20 protein-coding genes and 1 pseudogene are annotated in these 17,970 nt (G+C 71.8%); 11 read left to right on the top strand and 10 right to left on the bottom strand.

Annotated features, from left to right (window positions below; genetic code table 11):
- Positions 1–28: 28 nt before the first annotated feature.
- Positions 29–988 (bottom strand): tetratricopeptide repeat protein, encoded by a 960-nt coding sequence (locus tag E2C04_RS11775; protein ID WP_135832729.1) that lies wholly within the window; start codon positions 986–988, stop codon positions 29–31.
- Between the two features lie 103 nt (positions 989–1,091).
- On the opposite strand from E2C04_RS11775, the gene E2C04_RS11780 reads away from it, so the two are divergent.
- The 4 genes from E2C04_RS11780 to E2C04_RS11795 all read left to right on the top strand — a co-directional run bounded on the left by E2C04_RS11780 (position 1,092) and on the right by E2C04_RS11795 (position 3,929).
- A complete protein-coding gene (locus E2C04_RS11780; RefSeq protein ID WP_135832730.1) occupies positions 1,092–1,319 on the top strand; it encodes a hypothetical protein in 228 nt (75 codons plus the stop codon).
- Positions 1,320–1,349: 30 nt separating this feature from the next.
- The gene (locus E2C04_RS11785) at positions 1,350–2,690 is read left to right on the top strand and encodes an MASE1 domain-containing protein (RefSeq protein ID WP_135832731.1); all 1,341 of its coding nucleotides are present in this window, start codon (positions 1,350–1,352) and stop codon (positions 2,688–2,690) included.
- The gene (locus tag E2C04_RS11790) at positions 2,630–2,980 is read left to right on the top strand and encodes a sensor histidine kinase (RefSeq protein ID WP_135832732.1); all 351 of its coding nucleotides are present in this window, start codon (positions 2,630–2,632) and stop codon (positions 2,978–2,980) included. The genes E2C04_RS11785 and E2C04_RS11790 overlap by 61 nt, the downstream gene beginning before the upstream one ends.
- A gap of 208 nt (positions 2,981–3,188) precedes the next feature.
- Positions 3,189–3,929, top strand: a complete 741-nt coding sequence (locus E2C04_RS11795; RefSeq protein WP_135832733.1) for an SDR family NAD(P)-dependent oxidoreductase — start codon at positions 3,189–3,191, stop codon at positions 3,927–3,929.
- 15 nt (positions 3,930–3,944) lie between these two features.
- Here E2C04_RS11795 and E2C04_RS11800 read toward each other — a convergent pair whose 3' ends face one another.
- The 4 genes from E2C04_RS11800 to E2C04_RS11810 form a co-directional block, all read right to left on the bottom strand.
- Complete coding sequence (locus E2C04_RS11800) at positions 3,945–4,466, bottom strand: PH domain-containing protein (protein ID WP_135832734.1); 522 nt, start codon at positions 4,464–4,466, stop codon at positions 3,945–3,947.
- Positions 4,467–4,490: 24 nt separating this feature from the next.
- Positions 4,491–4,661, bottom strand: coding sequence for a hypothetical protein (locus E2C04_RS17805; RefSeq protein WP_158630688.1), 171 nt, complete (start codon positions 4,659–4,661; stop codon positions 4,491–4,493).
- A gap of 136 nt (positions 4,662–4,797) precedes the next feature.
- Positions 4,798–5,769, bottom strand: coding sequence for a methylmalonyl Co-A mutase-associated GTPase MeaB (meaB, locus tag E2C04_RS11805; protein WP_135832735.1), 972 nt, complete (start codon positions 5,767–5,769; stop codon positions 4,798–4,800).
- An 8-nt stretch (positions 5,770–5,777) separates the two neighbouring features.
- Positions 5,778–6,971 (bottom strand): acetyl-CoA C-acetyltransferase, encoded by a 1,194-nt coding sequence (locus E2C04_RS11810; RefSeq protein ID WP_135832736.1) that lies wholly within the window; start codon positions 6,969–6,971, stop codon positions 5,778–5,780.
- A gap of 124 nt (positions 6,972–7,095) precedes the next feature.
- Between E2C04_RS11810 and mce the strand changes: the two genes are divergently transcribed.
- The 4 genes and pseudogenes from mce (at position 7,096) to E2C04_RS11825 (ending at position 10,602) form a co-directional block, all read left to right on the top strand.
- The gene (mce, locus tag E2C04_RS11815) at positions 7,096–7,542 is read left to right on the top strand and encodes a methylmalonyl-CoA epimerase (protein ID WP_188422363.1); all 447 of its coding nucleotides are present in this window, start codon (positions 7,096–7,098) and stop codon (positions 7,540–7,542) included.
- 383 nt (positions 7,543–7,925) lie between these two features.
- Positions 7,926–8,225 (top strand): annotated as a pseudogene (locus E2C04_RS22340) (alcohol dehydrogenase catalytic domain-containing protein); the annotation flags it as partial.
- Positions 8,226–8,442: 217 nt separating this feature from the next.
- A complete protein-coding gene (locus tag E2C04_RS22345; RefSeq protein WP_238694516.1) occupies positions 8,443–9,048 on the top strand; it encodes a zinc-binding dehydrogenase in 606 nt (201 codons plus the stop codon).
- 357 nt (positions 9,049–9,405) lie between these two features.
- Positions 9,406–10,602, top strand: coding sequence for a coiled-coil domain-containing protein (locus E2C04_RS11825; protein ID WP_135832738.1), 1,197 nt, complete (start codon positions 9,406–9,408; stop codon positions 10,600–10,602).
- 60 nt (positions 10,603–10,662) lie between these two features.
- Here E2C04_RS11825 and E2C04_RS11830 read toward each other — a convergent pair whose 3' ends face one another.
- From E2C04_RS11830 to E2C04_RS17810, 3 genes are read right to left on the bottom strand one after another with little or no spacing between them, the layout of a single operon-like run.
- Positions 10,663–11,472, bottom strand: coding sequence for an alpha/beta fold hydrolase (locus E2C04_RS11830; protein ID WP_135832739.1), 810 nt, complete (start codon positions 11,470–11,472; stop codon positions 10,663–10,665).
- Positions 11,469–12,239, bottom strand: coding sequence for a hypothetical protein (locus tag E2C04_RS11835; RefSeq protein WP_135832740.1), 771 nt, complete (start codon positions 12,237–12,239; stop codon positions 11,469–11,471). Before E2C04_RS11835 ends, E2C04_RS11830 begins: the two co-directional genes overlap by 4 nt.
- Positions 12,240–12,271: 32 nt before the next feature.
- A complete protein-coding gene (locus E2C04_RS17810; protein ID WP_158630689.1) occupies positions 12,272–12,427 on the bottom strand; it encodes a hypothetical protein in 156 nt (51 codons plus the stop codon).
- A gap of 69 nt (positions 12,428–12,496) precedes the next feature.
- Here E2C04_RS17810 and E2C04_RS11840 point away from each other — a divergent pair, with 69 nt between their 5' ends.
- Together E2C04_RS11840 and E2C04_RS11845 are read left to right on the top strand one after the other, a co-directional pair.
- Positions 12,497–13,486: a hypothetical protein gene (locus E2C04_RS11840; RefSeq protein WP_135832741.1), complete on the top strand. Its 990-nt coding sequence runs from the start codon at positions 12,497–12,499 to the stop codon at positions 13,484–13,486.
- Between the two features lie 132 nt (positions 13,487–13,618).
- The gene (locus tag E2C04_RS11845; protein WP_135832742.1) at positions 13,619–14,908 is read left to right on the top strand and encodes a LuxR C-terminal-related transcriptional regulator; all 1,290 of its coding nucleotides are present in this window, start codon (positions 13,619–13,621) and stop codon (positions 14,906–14,908) included.
- Between the two features lie 84 nt (positions 14,909–14,992).
- Here E2C04_RS11845 and E2C04_RS11850 read toward each other — a convergent pair whose 3' ends face one another.
- A complete protein-coding gene (locus E2C04_RS11850) occupies positions 14,993–16,174 on the bottom strand; it encodes a 3-hydroxyacyl-CoA dehydrogenase NAD-binding domain-containing protein (RefSeq protein ID WP_135832743.1) in 1,182 nt (393 codons plus the stop codon).
- A gap of 174 nt (positions 16,175–16,348) precedes the next feature.
- Between E2C04_RS11850 and nucS the strand changes: the two genes are divergently transcribed.
- Positions 16,349–17,032 carry an endonuclease NucS gene (gene nucS / locus E2C04_RS11855; protein ID WP_135832744.1) on the top strand — a complete coding sequence of 228 codons (684 nt, stop codon included), beginning with the start codon at positions 16,349–16,351 and terminating at the stop codon, positions 17,030–17,032.
- Between the two features lie 120 nt (positions 17,033–17,152).
- Here the strand turns inward: nucS and E2C04_RS11860 are convergent, their stop codons facing one another.
- Positions 17,153–17,776, bottom strand: coding sequence for a hypothetical protein (locus E2C04_RS11860; RefSeq protein ID WP_135832745.1), 624 nt, complete (start codon positions 17,774–17,776; stop codon positions 17,153–17,155).
- Positions 17,777–17,970 lie beyond the last annotated feature (194 nt).

Below are 17,970 nucleotides of genomic sequence, written 5' to 3' on the forward strand. Positions count from 1 at the left end.
CGGCGCCCTTCGGCGTCGTCAGGGTGCCTCAGAAGAGCGCGGAGGCCAGGTTCTGGCGCCCGCGCAGCACGCGCGGGTCGTCGTTGCCGACGGCGCCGAAGAGCGCGACGAGGTGGTCGCGCACCTTCGTACGCTCGTCGCCGGACGTGCGGCGTACGGCCTCGACCAGACGGTTGAAGGCGTCCTCGACGTGGCCGCCCAGCATGTCGAGGTCGGCCACCATGATCTGGGCGTCGAGGTCGTCGGGCGCGTCCGCGGCAGCGCGGCGGGCCTCCTGCAGGTCGACGCCGCGGGTGCGCTGGAGCAACTTGGCCATCGCGAGCCCGGCCGCCGCCTCGGTGTCGGCGGGGTTGGCGTCGACCAGTTTCTGGTACTCGGCCACGGCGCGGTCGATGTCGCCCTCGCCGAGCGCGTCCTGGGCGGCGGCGTAGCGCGGGTCGACCGCGGGGACGCCCGCCTCGTCGGCCACGACGGTGCTGCGGGGCTGGTGGCGCCCGGTGATGCCCTGGGTGGTGAGCTGCTGGGCGACCTGGGTGAGGGCGGTGCGCAGCTGGTCGATCGGCGCGACGTCCTGGAAGAGCGGCATCGGACGACCGTCCACGACGGCGACCACGATCGGGATGCTCGGGATCTGCATGGCCTGGGCGATCTGCGGCACGGCGTCGACGTCGACGGTCGCGACGAGGAAGCGGCCCTCGAACTCGTCGGCCAGCGTCGTCATGTCCTCGGCCAGGTCGGCGCTCTCCGGCATGCGGGCCGCGGAGAAGAAGACCAGCAGGACGGGAGCCGTCATCGACGCCTCGAGCACGGCCTGGAAGTTCTGCTCGTCGGCCGGCACCGAGTAGGCCGTGCCTCCCCCGACACCGCCACCACCGCCACCGGTCGCCGCACCGCTGGCGGGCTGGCCGGAGGGAGCGCTGGGAGGAGCCTGACGCTTCAGCGCGGAGAGGTCGTAGGCACCGGGACGGGAGAACGGCTGCTGGCTCATGGCGCCCATTGTCGCGGATGCCGACAACGGCCCGCCCGCAGGCTCGGCCTGTGCACCTCCCCCTGCCCGTCCGGGCGCGGCGCCGCTCTCGCATACTCCACGGGTGACCACCCGCTCCACCGGCCCTGCGCGCGCCGCGCAGGCGTTCACGGAGGCGAGCACGTGGCGGCAGGTCGGGGGCCGGCTCGCGGTCCTCGCGCCCGTCCACCTGGCCCTGGCCTGGGTCGCCTCGACGTCCCGGCTGCCGGAGGTGCCCGCCGGGGCGGTCTGGCCCGCGGCCGGGGTCGCTGCCCTGTGGATCTCGACGGCCTCACGGCGCAGCCTGCCGTGAGACCTGGCCACGCTGGCGCTGAGCACGTTCGTGGTCGCCGCGGCGCGCGGCGATGTCCTCCCCAGCCTCGCCGCTGCCGCGGTGGCGGCGGCAGCCGCCTGGCTCTTCCGACTCCTCGTACGCGGGTGGTCGCCCTCACGGAGCACGCCCGCCACCGCAGTCGCACGCCTCGCTCCGTTCCTCTCGCTGGCCGCCGCGTCCGTGGTGGTCGCCCTGGCGGAGAACGCGGCGACCGCGGCCGTGCTGGCGCTGACCGACGGAGCGGTGGAGTGGCCCGTCGGGCTGCGCTGGTGGCGGACCCTGACGGGCGTCTTCACGCTCACCGCGACGGGGCAGCTCGTGCTGGCGGCGATGGCGTCGTCCGGGGTGCCGCGCAGCGGAGCCGTGGCCGGACGGAGGCCCCTTCCCGCCCGACGGGTCCTCGAGGTCGTCGCCCTGCTGCTCCTCACGCTGGGCCTGACGGCCGTGACGCTGCAGCTCTTCCCCGACCTCCCCCTCGCGTTCCTGCTCTTCGTCCCGGCTGCCTGGGTCGGCGTCCGCTTCCCTCCGGTCGCCGCCGCGAGCAGCGCCGGCGCCGTGGGCGGGGCGACGATCGCCTTCACCCTCGCCGGCCGGGGGCTCTTCTCCGACCTCGGCTCCGCCCTGGTCTCCGTGCTCGTCACGCAGACCTTCTTCGTGGTGCTCTTCACCACGACACTGGTGCTGTCCCTGCTGAGCACGCAGCTGCGCACCGCGGAGCAGCGAGCCCAGCAGCGTGCCCAGCTCCTGGACCGGGTGATGACCGCCAGCAGCAGCGGCGTGGTGCTCATCGACCGGGACGAGCGTGTCCTGCTGGCCAACCGCGCGGGCCGCCAGCTGCTCAGGCTGCCCAGGCCCCCCGTCACGGCCGACCAGCTCGGCTTCGGGCGCTTGACGCGCGGCGACGGCACGCCCCTCACGCCCCACGAGCAGCCGCACCGTCGGGCGCTCGCCGGCGGCACCGTGACCGACGAGGACCTCCACCTGCCGGACGGCACGCGCACGTCCGTGCTCCGCGTCACCGCACTCCCGCTGGGCGACGAGGTGCTGCTGACCTTCGCCGACGTCACCGCGGAGCTCGCCCACACCACCGCGTTGCAGGAGTTCGCGGGCGAGGTCGCCCACGACCTCAAGAACCCGCTCACCGTGGTGGAGGGCTGGAGCGAGGTCCTCGAGGGCGAGTTCCTTGAGGCCGGGGCCGTGCCGTCGAGCAGCGGCCTGCCGATGGAACGCCGCGTACGGACCGCGGCCGCACGGATGAGCAGCCTCATCGACGACCTGTCCAGCACCGGGTGGCGGCCGACCGGGTCCTGCTGCACCAGCTGCTCGACAACCTGGTCGGCAACGCGGTGAAGTACGTGGCCGCCGGCACGCGACCCCGGATCCTCGTACGCAGCCTCCTCGACGGGGACGGCCGGGTGCGCGTCGAGGTCGCCGACAACGGCCTGGGCATCCCCGACGACCAGCGCGCCAGGATCTTCGAGAGCCTCTACCGGCTGGACCGGCCGGGCTACTCAGGGACCGGCCTGGGGCTCGCGATCTGTGCCCGCATCGTGCAGCGGCACGGCGGCGTGCTGCGCGTGGAGGACGGCCCCGGCGGGACCGGCAGCACCTTCGTCCTGACGCTCCCCGCGGCCGACTGAGACCGTGACGCCCCGTGGTCCCGTGAATGGCCGGTGGAGTGGTCCAGACACTTACCGTCAGCGATGCCGGAATGTGGGAACGGCCCTTCCCTCCCCTGCTCGCGGAGTGGTAGAAACGATGGGTCTGCTGACTGCCGCCAGCAGACGCATCCCGACCGGCGCGACAGCCTGAGCACCTGTCGCCCGTGAGTTCCGTGGGGGGACAACTGTGATCGACGTCGGTTTTGACTTCACCGGCCGCCACGTCCTGGTGACGGGCGGGACGCGCGGCCTCGGCCTCGCCATGGCGCAGGCCTTCCGCACCGCCGGCGCCCGGGTGTCCGTGACCGGCACGAAGATCCTTCCGTCCCTGTACGACGCCGACCTCTCGGGCTTCGACTACCACCAGCTCCAGCTCTCCAGCGCCGACGCGATCGAGTCCTTCGTCGAGAAGATCGGCTCCGTCGACGTGCTGGTCAACGCGGCTGGTGCGCGCCTCTCCTCCAGCATGGACGAGCACGAGCGCGAGTTCCTCTGCCACTCGGCCCGCCTCGGCTTCGTGGGCCCGCAGCGCCTGACCCAGCAGCTGCGCCACCGCATCTGTGCCTCCACGGCCCCGGGCGGCGGCGCCGTCGTGCACACCAGTCCGACGCTCGCGTGGCTGGAGCTGACCCAGACCTCGGCCGACGCGGAGAACGAGCTGCGCGCGCAGACCGCCCAGGCCGGTCGCGCCTGGTCGCGCATCGGGGCCCGGGTCAACACCGTCCTCACGCCCCACCGGGTGGCGGTGCCCAGCCAGCAGCGCCTCGTCGCCAGCGTGGTGACCGTCGACTCCGGCACGGTGCTCACCCGCCCCCGGACCACCCCCGAGGTGAACGCCGACGAGGTCGCCACCATCGCGATGTTCCTGGCCAGCACCGGCGCGGCCGCCCTCAGCGGCCAGACCATCCACGCGACGGTCCGCCGCTAGGCCAGCGGGTGCCCCTCAGTTGGGGCGGGGGCCACGCAGGCCAGCGCGCTGCACGACGCGCTGGATCGACTGGTCCCGCTCGTTGGGTCGACTGACGAACCGGATGTCGCGCAGGCCCTGCTCCTGGGCGGCCGACTCGAAGCAGAAGTGGCCGTAGCCCAGGACCCGCCCCACGAAGGGCTTGGTCACGGTGATGTCGAGGATGCGCGACAGGGGCATGGTGGCGGCCTGCCGGTCGAGGACCCCCTTGACGCGGAAGACGCGCATGTTCGTGATGACGAACCGGTCCATGTGCTCGGTCAAGGCCAGCCAGGCGGCGTGCCCCCACAGCAGCAGCCAGACGACCAGCGGGAGCCAGCCGATCTCGGCCCGCACGAACGGGACGGCCAGCAGCACCAGCCCGCCGAGCACGAACTCCATCCCCGCGCGCACGTAGGCGGCCCAGTGGTGGCGCACCTCGTCGACCACCACCTCGCCCTCGTCACGCAGGAGGTACTGGCCGATGTCGGGGTCGAGGAACCCGGAGATCAGGCCCATGGTCAGCCGGCCGCCATCGTCGCCTCAGCCCAGGGCGGAGAAGAAGTCGAGCAACGCCTCGAAGAGCTGGATGAGGAGCTCCCAGAGGTTGGAGAAGAGGGACTCGCCGGAGTCGGCCAGGCCTGCCGGGTCGGAGAACATCCAGTAGAGGAGGAATCCGACCAGGAGGATGAGGATCACCTTCTTGGCCTTCATTGCTCGCTTGCTCCGTCCGAGATCAGGTCACAGGTCCCGACATTGGTACCAGTCGTCGACCGGCAAACCGCGCAGGCGCACCACGCGCCACGCGAACTACCCAGAATTTCGTGGCCGCGCGCCGGCCGACGACCCGTCAGCGGTCGAGCAGCTGGTCGGCGGCGGTGTGCGGGTCGAGCCGCCCCGCCACCACGCGGCCTGCGAGGTCGGCCAGGATGCCCTGCTCCCCCACGCTGCCCCAGCGACGGCGCATCGTCTCGAGCGCGATCGCCTCGACCTCCCGCTGCGCCCGCGCGGTGCGGCGTCGGGTGAGCTCGCCGGACGTCGACAGCCACTCCTTGTGCTCGGCGAGCTTGGCCACCACCTCGGGCATCCCCTCACCGGAGCGGGCGACCGCCTTGAGCACGGGCCGGCGCCACGACCCCTCGGGGCGCTCGGAGTGCGACAGCATCGTGCGCAGGTCACGGCGTACGACGTCGGCGCCGTCACGGTCGGCCTTGTTGACGACGTACAGGTCGCCGATCTCGAGGATGCCGGCCTTGGCGGCCTGGATCCCGTCACCCATGCCCGGTGCCAGCAGCACGACGGTGGTGTCGGCCAGCCCTGCGATCTCGACCTCGCTCTGGCCCACGCCCACGGTCTCGACCAGCACGGTGTCGAAGCCGACGGCGTCGAGCACCCGCACTGCCTGGGGCGCGGCCCACGAGAGGCCACCCAGGTGGCCGCGCGACGCCATGGAGCGGATGTAGACGTCGGGGTCGCCGGTGTGGTCGCCCATGCGTACGCGGTCGCCAAGGAGCGCCCCGCCGGAGAACGGCGACGAGGGGTCGACGGCCAGCACGGCGACCCGCTGGCCGCGTCGCCGCAGCTCGCCGACCAGGGCGTTGGTGGAAGTCGACTTGCCAACCCCGGGAGATCCCGTCAGACCCACGACGTGCGCCCGGCCCCAGTGGGGGGCCAGCGCCGTCATCACCTCGTGCAGCAGCGGCGAGGCGTCCTCGACGAGCGTGAGCAGCCGCGCGACCGCCGCGTGCTGCCCCTCGCGGGCGCGGGAGACGAGATCGGGGACCGACACCTCGCGGCGTCGGCCCCCGGTCCGTACGTTCATCGGTGCGGTCAGGCCTTCGGGACCCGGATGATCAGGGCGTCACCCTGACCGCCGCCACCGCACAGGGCGGCAGCGCCGATGCCGCCGCCGCGACGCTTCAGCTCGTGGGCCAGGTGCAGGACGATGCGGGCGCCCGACATGCCGACCGGGTGGCCGAGGGCGATCGCGCCACCGTTGACGTTGACCTTGTCGGACGAGACGCCCAGCTCGCGGGCCGACTCGATGCCGACGGCCGCGAACGCCTCGTTGAGCTCGAAGAGGTCGATGTCGGAGACGGAGATGCCCTCCTTCTCGACGGCCTTCTTGATCGCGTTGGCCGGCTGCATCTGCAGCGTGGAGTCGGGGCCGGCGACCTGGCCGGAGGCGCCGATCTCGGCGATCCAGGTGAGGCCCAGCTCCTCGGCCTTGGCCTTGCTCATCACGACGACCGCGGCAGCACCGTCGGAGATCTGCGAGGCCGACCCGGCGGTGATGGTGCCCTCCTTGGAGAAGGCGGGGCGCAGCTTGCCCAAGGACTCGGCAGTGGTGTCGCCACGCACGCCCTCGTCCTGGGAGACGGTGACCTCGCCCTTGCGGGTCTTGATCACGACCGGGACGATCTCGTCGTCGAAGAGGCCGTTGGCCTGGGCCTTGGCGGCGCGCTGGTGCGACTCGGCCGCGAACTGGTCCTGCTCCTCGCGGGTCAGGTTGGCACCGGCAGCGTTGCAGCCCTCGGTGAGGCCGCCCATCGCCTGGCTGGTGAACTGGTCGTAGAGCGCGTCGTAGGCCATCGAGTCGACCAGCGCGGTGTCGCCGTACTTGAAGCCCTCGCGCGACTTCGGGAGCAGGTGGGGGGCCTGGGTCATCGACTCCATGCCGCCGGCGACCACGATCTCGTGCTCACCGGCACGGATCAGCTGGTCGGCCAGCGCGATCGCGTTGATGCCCGAGAGGCAGACCTTGTTGATGGTCAGCGCGGGGACGTTCATCGGGACGCCACCCTTGACGGCGGCCTGGCGGGCGGTGATCTGGCCCGTGCCGGCCTGGATGACCTGACCCATGATCACGTACTCGACCTGGTCGCCCGAGACGCCGGCCTTCTCCAGGGCGCCAGCGATGGCGACGCCACCGAGGTCTGCGGCGCTCTGGTCCTTGAGGCCACCGAGCAGACGGCCGATCGGGGTGCGCGCGCCGGCGACGATGACAGAAGTGGTGCCTGACATGGGTGGGCCCTCCTTGGATCCGAACAGATGGGACGAGCCTAGACCCCGACCTCACAGGGTGGTGCGATGTCCCGGATGTGGACCCGATGACGCGCCCACGGGGGCGGGGGCGACCATGGTGCGCATGACTGTGCAGATCCCCTCACACCTGTTCACCGCGATCGACCACGTCGGCATCGCCGTGCCCGACCTCGACGAGGCCATCGCCTTCTACCGCGACGTCTTCGGCATGGAGGTCGCCCACTCCGAGACCAACGAGGAGCAGGGCGTGCGCGAGGCCATGGTGGCCGTCGGCGAGTCCGGCTCCTTCATCCAGCTGCTCGCCCCGCTCAACGAGCAGTCCACGATCGCCAAGTTCCTCGACCGCTCCGGCCCGGGCCTCCAGCAGCTCGCCTACCGCGTCACCGACGTCGAGGAGGTGAGCGCGATCCTCCGCGAGCGCGGCGTGCGACTGCTGTACGACGCCCCCAAGCGCGGCACGGCCAACTCGCGCATCAACTTCGTGCACCCCAAGGACGCCGGCGGCGTCCTGGTCGAGCTCGTCGAGCCGGCCGCCGACGCGCACCACTGACGCGTCCGGACGGGCGGCACGGGCCGCGGGGCCCGGCGTACGCCGTCGCGCCCGCAGCCGCCCGTCCGCCCGAGCCCGTGTGAACTGCCGCACACCCCTTCCCGTGAAGGTTACTGACACGTAACCTTCACCGGAACGCCCTTGATCCTCCCTAGGAGAGCACCGTGCAGAACATCCTCGACGCCATCGAGTCCGGCAGCGCCACCGCCGAGGACTTCTCGAACCTCGAGATCCCCGACCACTACCGCGCCGCGTTCGTCCGCAAGGAGGACGCGAACATGTTCGAGGGCATGGCCAGCCGCGACAAGGACCCGCGCAAGTCGCTCCGCGTCGACGACGTGGCCCTCCCCGAGATCGGCCCGGGCGAGGCCCTGGTCGCCGTGATGGCCTCCGCCATCAACTACAACACCGTGTGGACCTCGATCTTCGAGCCCGTCTCCACCTTCGGCTTCCTCGAGCGCCTCGGCCGCACCGGCGCCCTCGGCAAGCGTCACGACCTGCCCTACCACGTGGTCGGCTCCGACCTCTCCGGCGTCGTCCTGGCCACCGGCCCGGGCGTGCAGAAGTGGAACGCCGGCGACCGCGTCGTCGCCCACTGCCTCTCGGTCGAGCTCGAGGGCCCCGACGGTCACAACGACACGATGCTCGACACCGAGCAGCGCATCTGGGGCTTCGAGACCAACTTCGGCGGCCTGGCCCACATCGCCCTGGTCAAGGCCAACCAGCTCATGCCGAAGCCGGAGCACCTGACCTGGGAGGAGGCCGCCTCCCCCGGCCTGGTCAACGCGACCGCCTACCGCCAGCTCGTCTCCGCCAACGGCGGCAACATGAAGCAGGGCGACAACGTCCTCATCTGGGGGCGCCTCGGGCGGCCTCGGCGGCTTCGCCACGCAGTACGCGATCAACGGTGGCGCGACCCCGGTCTGCGTCGTCTCCAACGAGGAGAAGGCCAAGATCGCCCGCTCGATGGGCGCCGAGCTGATCATCAACCGTTCCGAGGAGAACTACCAGTTCTGGAACGAGGACGGCACCCAGCAGAACCCGAAGGAGTGGAAGCGCTTCGGCGCGAAGATCCGCGAGCTCACCGGCGGCGAGGACATCGACATCGTCTTCGAGCACCCGGGTCGTGAGACCTTCGGCGCCTCGGTCTTCGTGACCCGCAAGGGCGGCACGATCACCACCTGCGCCTCCACCACGGGCTACATGCACGAGTACGACAACCGCTACCTGTGGATGAACCTCAAGCGCATCATCTCCAGCCACTTCGCCAACTACCGCGAGTCGTGGGAGGCCAACCGCCTCATCGCCAAGGGCGCCATCCACCCGACCCTGTCGAAGACCTACACCCTCGACGAGGTCGGCCAGGCGTCGCTCGACGTGCACAAGAACGCGCACCAGGGCAAGGTCGGCGTGCTCTGCCTCGCCCCCGAGCCGGGCCTGGGCGTGCTGAACCACGAGATGCGCGAGAAGCACATCGACGAGATCAACCGCTTCCGCGGGGTCTGAGGAGTGAGGCGGAGGGACGCCGAGCTGGAGCAGGCCGAGGAGTGAGCCGCAGCCAGGCCGAGCGCAGCGAGGTCTGGCGAAGGCGAGCCCCGCAGCGCCTGCGACCTGATGACCAGCGAGGTGTCCCGAAGCCGAGCCCCGCAAGACGCCCCGCACGTCAGCACCGCGAGGTCTGATCCGGAGGCCAGACCTCCCCGCAGCACCCGGAACCTGTCGGTTCCCTCACACACCCCGGCGCGCCGGACTTCATCCACGTGAAGTTCAGCGAGCCGGGGTGTGTTCGCTTCTCCCATGAGTCAGACTGGTCCTTCGGGGGGTCGAGAAACCCACACCAGCACTGAAAGGGCGTTCCCACACATGAGCCGCGACGAGGGCCTGTCCATCTTCGACTCGGAGCCGCAGGAAGGCTCCGACGAACAGAAGACGCAGCGCGTCGCCGTGCAGCCACGGTCCAGCGAGGTGGAGAAGACCCAGGTCCAACCCGCCGTCGCGGCCCCGGTGCGCGTCACCCAGGCGCGCCCGGCCACGCCCGGGGCCACCGCTGCGCCCGTCCAGCCCGGTCAGCCCGACCTGCCGCTGGTGCGCCGCGGCGGCTACGACAAGGACGCCGTCGACCGCCACCTGGCGCGCCTGGCCTCGAGCCAGTCCGAGCTGGCGGCCCAGCTCCAGCGCACCAAGGCGCAGGTCGCTGCCATGGAGAGCGAGCTGGAGCAGACCAAGGCCCTGCTCGCCGAGGCCGAGAAGCCCACGTACGCAGGTCTGGGCGGTCGCGCCGCCTCCATGCTGCGCCTGGCCGAGGACGAGGCCGCCGACGTGCGTGCCGCCGCCGAGCGCGACGCCAACGACATCCGTGAGCAGGCCCACCGCGACGGCAAGGCCATCCGCGCCGAGGCCGCCCGCGAGGCCGAGGACATGCGCACGGTGCAGCTCAAGGAGCTCGAGGACAGCCGCGCCCGCGTGATGGCCGACGCCGAGCAGGAGCGCACCCTGGCGATCGCCGAGGCCGAGGACCTGCGCGCTTCCGCCAAGCGTGAGGCCGACCAGCTCCGTCTGGCCGCCCAGCAGGAGGCGCAGGACCTGCGCACCACCGCGATCCGCGAGGCCGAGCAGGCCCGCGCGGCAGCCGACCGTGAGGTCCAGGAGGCCCGCCGCACGCTGGCCGTCGAGAAGGAGCGCCTGGCCAAGGAGGCCGCCGAGCACCACTCCTCCGCGACCGCCGAGACCGCCCGACTGGTCGCCGAGGCCGAGGAGCGCGCCACCACGGCCGAGGAGCGCGCCCGCGCCGCCACCACCCAGGCCACGACGCAGCGCCAGCAGGCCCAGACCGAGGCGGAGGCCGTGATCTCGCGGGCCCGCCGCGAGGCCCAGCAGATCGTCACCTCGGCCAAGACGCAGGCCGAGGCCATCGCTGCCGCTGGCCACGCCGAGTCGGAGCGCGAGCTCGCCGCCCTGCGGGCCGAGGTCGACCGAATGGCCAAGCGTCGCGAGGCGATCACCGCCCAGCTCGGCGCCCTGCGCGACGTCGTCGCCGGGTTCGCGGAGGACGACAACTGACCTCGGGGTCGGGGCTCGGCAGTGGCCGACGCCCCCGGCCTACGTCAGCGGGTCAGTACCTCAGGCGTCGGCGGGACGCCCGTCGAGGAAGCGCCGGAGCACCTCGACGAAGACGTCAGGACGCTCGGAGTGCACCCAGTGCCCGGCGTTCTTGATGCTGACCTTGCGCACCCGCGGGAAGAGCGCCTCCATCGCGGGGGCGTACTCCTCCTTCACGTAGTGCGAGTCGGCGCCCGCGATCCAGAGCACGGGGCCGTCGTACGGCGCGACGCCGTCGCTCCACTCCTCCGGCCAGCCGCCGATGTCGGCCAGGTGGGCCCGCAACCCGTCGAGGTTGGCGACCCAACCCCACGCGCCGTCCTTGTCGCGGCGCAGGTTCTGCAGCAGGAAGCCTCGTACGCCGGCTGACCGCACCGCGTCCCGCAGCGCCGCGTCGGCCTCGTCGCGCCGCTCGAGCGTCGCCAGGTCGATGGCCTTCATCGCGTCGATGTAGCCCGCGAACTCGTTCAGGTGGCGGTAGGTCACGGGCGAGATGTCCACGACCACGAGCCGCTCGACGACCTCGGGGTGGCGCAGGGCGGTCAGCATCGCCACCTTGCCGCCCATCGAGTGACCGACGAGCGCGACCGGGCCCAACGGCCGCAGCTGCTCGGCCAGCCGGTCGGCGTCAGCGACGAGGTCGACCTGCTCGGTCCACGGCGACTGGCCGTGGTTGGGCATGTCGACGAGCAGCACGCGGTGGTCCGCGGCGAACTGCTTGCCGATCTGGGTCCAGTTGCGCCCTTGGCCGAAGAGGCCGTGGCAGAAGACCAGGGGGCTCCCCTGCTCCCCCAGCTGGACCGTGTGCAGGGGGGCGGCGGCTGTGCTCACTCGCCGAAGCCGTCGAATCCGTCGAACATGTCGCCCATGGTCTCACCCAGGCCGCCGAAGGCGTCACCGATCCCCTCGCCGATGCCACCCAGCATGTCGCCGAAGCCGTCGAGTCCACCGGCGAAGAGCGCTCCCATGAACATCCACTGCATCGGGGCGAAGGCACCGTAGTAGCCAGCGGCGTACGGCTGGTAGGCGCGCCCACCTTGCCAGTACGGCACCCGCTGGGAGCCCACCATGACCTGGCGGACGTGGGGTTCGGCGCCGGCGCGCACCCGCTCGACGTCAAGGGCGCACGCAGGGACGTCGCGCAGGGCACCACCCGGCGGCGCCCAGGCGACGTCGGCCACCGACAGCCCGTGGCGCGGGTCGAAGAAGCACGGCGGGCGTCGGGTCGGCAACGGGAGCCCGGCCACGCGGGCGCGCACGCAGGCCATCGCGTAGCGGCCGTCCTCGAGGATCTCGGTGACGTGACGCACCTCGTCGGGGGCGCTGAGGCGGGCAGCGGCCAGCTTGGCGGCCTCGTACGCGTCCAGCGCGCGCTGGTAGTCGGCGGACGCCCCTTCGTCGAGCGCGTGCGCGGCCACGTCGGCGTCCAGCTCCTGGAGCTCGACCCCGAGTGCGGTGACGTCCTCGTCGACCAGGACTCGCACGGGTGCCAGCTCCGCCTCGGCGCGCTCAGCCGCCCGCTTCCTGGACCGGGAGGACAGCACCACGGCGGCCCCGATGAAGACGGCGACCAGCACGAGCGGGAACAGGAGCTCCATGCGTCCAGCGTAGGCAGGTGGTCCAATCCACCTCAGCCACCCGGAGCGGCCACGAAGAAGGTGGAGGTCGCGGTCTCCCCCGAGAACCACGACCTGCCACCACGTGGCTGGCGCTCCGGCCCGTCCCCCGATCGGGCCGCCAGCGCGAGCATGGGACAACCCTGCTCCGCCCGGTCGGTCACGCGCATCCGTAGTCCTACGTATTTCAGCCTGCGCGTCTCGTGGTGGGCGCTGTCACGGAGCGATAGATTGCTCGGGTGTTCTCACGGTGCACGGGCCGCGAGCGGCTCCTCGACGGGCTGGTCGACGTACTGGCGACCGCCCGCTGGGTCACGGTCACCGGTCCCCACGGATGCGGCAAGACCCTGGTGGTCCGCCACGCCACGCAGAGCCTCGACGCGGTCTGGGTCGACGCCGTCGGGCTCAGCTCGGCCGACGAGGTGCTGGCCGCCTGCGTCGACACCCTCCAGTACGACCGCGCCCCCGGCGACACCCTGCACGGGGCGCTCGGCCGCGGGCTCGACGACTCCGGCGCCCTGCTCGTCGTCGACGGCCTCGAGCTCGACGACGCCTCCCTGGGGCCCGTCTTCCAGGAGGTCATGGAGGCCACCACCCGGGGTCGGCTCGTCGTCACCTCCACCTCGCAGACCGGCCAGGTGGGCGAGCGCGTCGTCCGGGTCGGCCCCCTGCCCGTCCCGGGACCGATCGGCCCCCTGACGGGCTCAGCCGTCCAGCTCTTCGTGCAGCGGGTGCAGGAGGCCGGCAGCCAGGTTGACCTGACCGCACACGAGGACGAGGTGCGACGACTGCTCCGGGCCACCGGCGGCCTTCCCCTCCTGATCGAGCAGGTGGCCGTGCAGTGCGCGCTGCTCGGCGTGGCCGGGGTCGCGCCGCAGGCGACGTTGAGCGAGGCGTTCCGGGGCTCGTACGACGTGCTCGCGCCCGAGGCGCAGCGTGGGCTGCGACGGCTCGCACACCTCGACTCGCACGCCAGCATCGAGGTGCTGGCCGCGATCTGCGAGGTCGACCTCCCCACCGCCCGGCAGCTGGCCTCCCAGCTCGTGCGGCGCAACCTCCTCGAAGTGCATCCCGACGGCCGTTTCGCCCTGCTCGCCCCGGTCCGGGCCTTCGCCCTCACCCGGGCCGACGAGACCGACCGTCAGCGCTGCCACGCCGGGCTGCAGCGCTGGGCCGACTCGGTGCCCCGGACGACGACAACTTCGGCGCGGCCGACGCGGTCTGGCTGACCGACTTCCCCGCCATGCGGGCGGCCGTGCTGACCGCGTGCGCCGACCCGGCCACGCGAGACCTCGGCTACTCCCTGGCCAACCGGATCTTCTCCTCCCTCTACACCTCGGCGGGCGCGCGACGCCGTCGAGGTGCTGGAGGCCGCCCTGCGCAGCGGCGACGGTCCTGCCTCGATCGGCGCCCAGCTGGCCCGCCGCGCCGGCATCGCCGCCTCCGAGGTCCGGGGCACCTACGAGGGTCTGTGGCTGCTCGACCGTGCCGACGAGCACGCCCAGCTCGCACCCGACCCGACCCTGGAGCTGGCCCGTACGGCCGCCATCCGGGCGGAGATGCACCTCGACGCGGGCGACTTCACCCGGGCCGAGGCGGAGGCTCGGCGTGCGATCGAGCTCGACGCCCGGGGCCACGGCGCCAACCGCCAAGCCATGCGCACCCTGGTCGACGTGCACGTCTCACGTGCGGAGTTCTCCGCTGCGACGTCGCTCGCCAGCCAGGTCATCCGCTCCCAGAGCGGCGACAGCGAGGCCTGGGTCAGCCTCTCGACCCGCGTACTGATGGGTCGCACCGCACTGGAGCAGGGTCGGTTGGCCGAGGCCCAGGCCTTCGCGCGCACCGCCGCCGCGGAGGCCCGCGGGCTCGCCGAGGACCGGATCCAGCTGCTCGCCGAGACCCTGCTCCGGCAGATCGACCCGTCCGCCCCGATCACGACCACCGAGCGGGCCTCGCTGCCCTGGGCCGTCCGGCTGCCGGTGCTCCTGCAGGACGCCCGCGACCTGCTCGAGAGTGGCGAGGCGGCGGAGGCCAAGTGGCTCGCTGCCGACGTCGTCGCCCTGGCCGACAGCTGCCAGCTGGGGCGCGACGCCGTCGACGCACGACTCATCCTGGCCTTCTCCCTGCTCGAGCTCGGCGACCTGACCCAGGCTGCCCAGACCTTCCGTACGGCGCTGGAGCAGGCCGTGGCGATGCCGATGCCGCTCCGGGTCGCGGACGCACTGGACGGGATGGCCCTGGTCGCCGAGGCGCAGGACCTGCGCGACGGGCGTACCTTGGCCACCGTGGCCGCCGCGGTCCGCGAGCACCACGGAGCTGCTCCCTGGGGCCTGCTGGCCCGGCGCCGGCCCCTCGCCGCACGCGTCCTGCCGACGGGCTGGCTGGAGGCTGGGCGACTGACTCCCCTAGGGCTGCGTCACGCGAAGGTGACGCACCACCAGACGGAGGTGGAGGACACCGTCCTGGAGGCCTTGACCCGGGCCGAGCGCGAGATCGCCGACCGGGTCGCCGACGGGCTCACGAGCCGCCAGATCGCCCAGGAGCTCTTCGTCTCCCCGCGCACGGTCGACAGCCACCTGACGAACATCTACCGCAAGCTCGACATCAACACCCGTGCCCGGCTCGCCGCCATGGTGGCCGACACCCGCTGACCGCCACGCTGCTGACGACCCCGGACGTGGCAATCCCGCCCCGGGAGCCGCAGCGGGCTCCCGGGGCGGGACGTCAGTGGGTGCTCAGGAGTAGTCGTGGAAGCCGCGCTTGGTCTTGCGACCCAGGCGACCCTCGGCGACGACCTGCTCGAGGAGCGGGGCGGGGGCGAAACCGTCGTGCTTGAACTCGGCGTGCAGCTCCTTCTGGATGGCCAGTGAGACGTCGTTGCCCACGACGTCGAGGAGCTCGAAGGGACCGAGGGGCAGCTTCACGTCCTCCTTGATCGCCGCGTCGATCGTGGCCATGTCGGCCCGACCGGACTCGAGGGCCTTCACGGCGTCGTTGAGGTAGGGGAAGAGCAGCGCGTTGACGATGAAGCCGGCACGGTCGCCGCACGAGACGGCCACCTTGCCGAGCACGCTGCACAGGGCACGGGTCGTCTCGTCGACCTCGGCGGAGGTGGAGGCGGTGGTGACGACCTCGACCAGCTTCATGACCGGGGCCGGGTTGAAGAAGTGCATGCCGATGACCCACTCGGGGCGCGAGGTGGTCTGCGCCAGGGTGGTGATCGGCAGCGACGAGGTGGTCGTCGCCAGGATCGCACCCTGCTTGCAGATGCGGTCCAGGTCGGAGAAGAGCTGGGTCTTCACGGCAAGGTCCTCGGCGATGGCCTCGACCACCAGGTCGACCTCGGCGAGCGCCTCACGCTCGGTGGCGCCGGTGAGTCGGCCCAGCACCTCGGCCTTGGCCTCCTCGGTCAGCTTGCCCTTCGAGATCGCGCGGTCGAGCGACTTGGTGATCCCGGCGACGACGCCGTCGAGCTTCTCCTGGCTGCGACCGACGAAGACCACGTCGAAGCCGCCCTTGGCGAAGACCTCGACGATGCCGGCGGCCATGGTGCCGGTGCCGACGACACCGACGGTACGGACGTCGTGGCGCAGCTGCGGGGCAGCGGTCTCACTGCCGTCGGCGGCCGCGAGGGTGGTGGCCCCCTCCTGCACCCGCTGCTCCAGGAGCGCTGCGGGCTTGTGGAGCTCGTCGCCGGTCACGGCGTACTGGGCAGCCAGGAGGTCGCGAACCTTCTCCAGGCCGAGCTCCTCGACGGCGGCGAGCGGACCCACGGGGTAACCGCACCCGAAGCGCATGGCGGCGTCGATGTCGTCACGCGAGGCGTAACCCTCGGCGTACATGCGGATCGCGTGGTTCAGGTACGGCAGCACCAGGTCGTTCGTGAGCTGTGCGGTGCCAGCAGCGGTCTCAGTCATGGACGCACCATGCCAGCCTTACCCATCGGTAACAAGAGGCTTGCGGCGTATATATCGAGACGAGCACCACATTGACGAACGCACTTCCCAATGCTGTGGAACTGAGTCCCGCAGGCTCACGCAAGAGGGGCTCGGATGGCACGGAACTGAGTCCCACCCGGTAGATTCCCTGCCGTGAGACTCGTCGTTGCCACGTGCCAGATCGACTACGCCGGACGCCTGTCCGCCCACCTCCCGATGGCCACCCGCGTCCTGATGCTGAAGAACGACGGCTCGGTCCTGGTGCACAGCGACGGAGGGTCCTACAAGCCGCTCAACTGGATGTCGCCGCCCTGCACCCTGCGGGAAGGCATCTCCGAGGATGGGCGCCCGGAGTGGACCGTCACGTCGAAGACCGACGACACCCTGCGCATCCTGATCGACGAGATCCACCACGACTCGTCGCACGACCTCGGCATCGACCCCGGCCTGCAGAAGGACGGCGTCGAGAAGCACCTCCAGGAGCTGCTCGCCGAGCACCCGGCGACGATCTCCGAGGGCCTCACCCTGGTACGCCGCGAGTTCCCCACCGCGATCGGTCCCGTGGACCTGATGTGCCGCGACTCCTCCGGTCTCTCCGTCGCTGTCGAGATCAAGCGGCGCGGCGAGATCGACGGCGTCGAGCAGCTCACCCGCTACCTCGAGCTGCTCAACCGGGATCCGCTGCTGACCACCAAGGGACCGGTCCGCGGCATCTTCGCCGCGCAGCTGATCAAGCCCCAGGCGCGCGTGCTGGCCGAGGACCGTGGCATCCAGTGCAAGGTCGTCGACTACGACGCCCTGCGTGGCATGGACGACGCGGAGCACCGCCTCTTCTGACCGTTTCGCCCACGTCGTCGGTGCGGGACGACGCGGGCCACCGTGGGTCGTCAGCGGCCCGCGTCACCCCGGGACCCTCAGCGGATCGGCGCCGCCAGCGGGAGGGTCCGGTCGACCAGGTCACGCACCTTGGAGCCACAGGTGCTGACCACCGTGGCGTCCGTGCACCAGTACGCAGTGGTGCGGGTGTTCGTGGCCAGGTCCCTGGCCCAGTGCGAGCCGAAGTCGCGCAGTCGGGAGGAAGAGGATCGCGCCCGCCAGGCGCTGCGGCGCGGTGCGGGAGAGCTCGGCGCCCACGACGCCCGCGAAGTGGCCTCCGGCGGAGTGACCGCCGACGATGATCCGCTGCGGCAGCGTACGGCCGGGCGGGGCGATGGTGCCGGCCGCGAGCGCAGCCGCCAGGTCCCGGCCGAGCGCGGGGTTGCCCGCGGTCATGTCTCCGTTGACGCAGAGCACCATCACGCCCTTCTCGGCGATCGACCTCGAGGTGCCCCGCAGGTTGCCGCACCCGCGCGAGAAGCCGTGGTTGAGCACCATCACGGCGCTCGCGGTGACGTTGGGCAGGTACCAGTCGGTGCTGTACGTCGTTCCCGCGATCGTGCGCTGGGTGTTGACGCAGGTGCTGCTCGACGACGAGTAGCTGGTGCAGACCTTGTCGACTGCCTGGGCCGCAGGCGCCAGGGGACCCAGTCCGGCCAGCGCGGCTGCTGCTGCCCCGACGACGGCCATCAGTGTCTTCTTCACGCGGAAACGCCTCCTCGTACTCCCCCGTTTCTGGGTGGTTCGGGGAACGTAGCGAGCCAACGTGGCGTGTCCAGACCGAATCTCAGCCCCGACGGCAGCGCTACCGGATCGAGTCCGGGATTCCGCAGGCCGGAACAGGCGGGCTCCCGAAGTGGGGAGGCGTGTTCCGCAAGCCGGAACCGGGAGGTGGGACC

The sequence above is a fragment of the Nocardioides daphniae genome (genome assembly GCF_004777465.1).
In the GTDB taxonomy this organism is placed as follows: Bacteria; Actinomycetota; Actinomycetes; order Propionibacteriales; family Nocardioidaceae; genus Nocardioides; species Nocardioides daphniae.

Coding starts and splice junctions, on each gene's coding strand:
- E2C04_RS11825 (WP_135832738.1), top strand. CDS start 9,406: ATGAGCCGCGACGAGGGCCTGTCCATCTTCGACTCGGAGCCGCAGGAA.
- mce (WP_188422363.1), top strand. CDS start 7,096: ATGACTGTGCAGATCCCCTCACACCTGTTCACCGCGATCGACCACGTC.
- E2C04_RS11850 (WP_135832743.1), bottom strand. CDS start 16,174: ATGACTGAGACCGCTGCTGGCACCGCACAGCTCACGAACGACCTGGTG.
- E2C04_RS17805 (WP_158630688.1), bottom strand. CDS start 4,661: ATGAAGGCCAAGAAGGTGATCCTCATCCTCCTGGTCGGATTCCTCCTC.
- E2C04_RS11800 (WP_135832734.1), bottom strand. CDS start 4,466: ATGGGCCTGATCTCCGGGTTCCTCGACCCCGACATCGGCCAGTACCTC.
- E2C04_RS11810 (WP_135832736.1), bottom strand. CDS start 6,971: ATGTCAGGCACCACTTCTGTCATCGTCGCCGGCGCGCGCACCCCGATC.
- E2C04_RS17810 (WP_158630689.1), bottom strand. CDS start 12,427: ATGCGCGTGACCGACCGGGCGGAGCAGGGTTGTCCCATGCTCGCGCTG.
- E2C04_RS11835 (WP_135832740.1), bottom strand. CDS start 12,239: ATGGAGCTCCTGTTCCCGCTCGTGCTGGTCGCCGTCTTCATCGGGGCC.
- E2C04_RS11775 (WP_135832729.1), bottom strand. CDS start 988: ATGAGCCAGCAGCCGTTCTCCCGTCCCGGTGCCTACGACCTCTCCGCG.
- meaB (WP_135832735.1), bottom strand. CDS start 5,769: ATGAACGTACGGACCGGGGGCCGACGCCGCGAGGTGTCGGTCCCCGAT.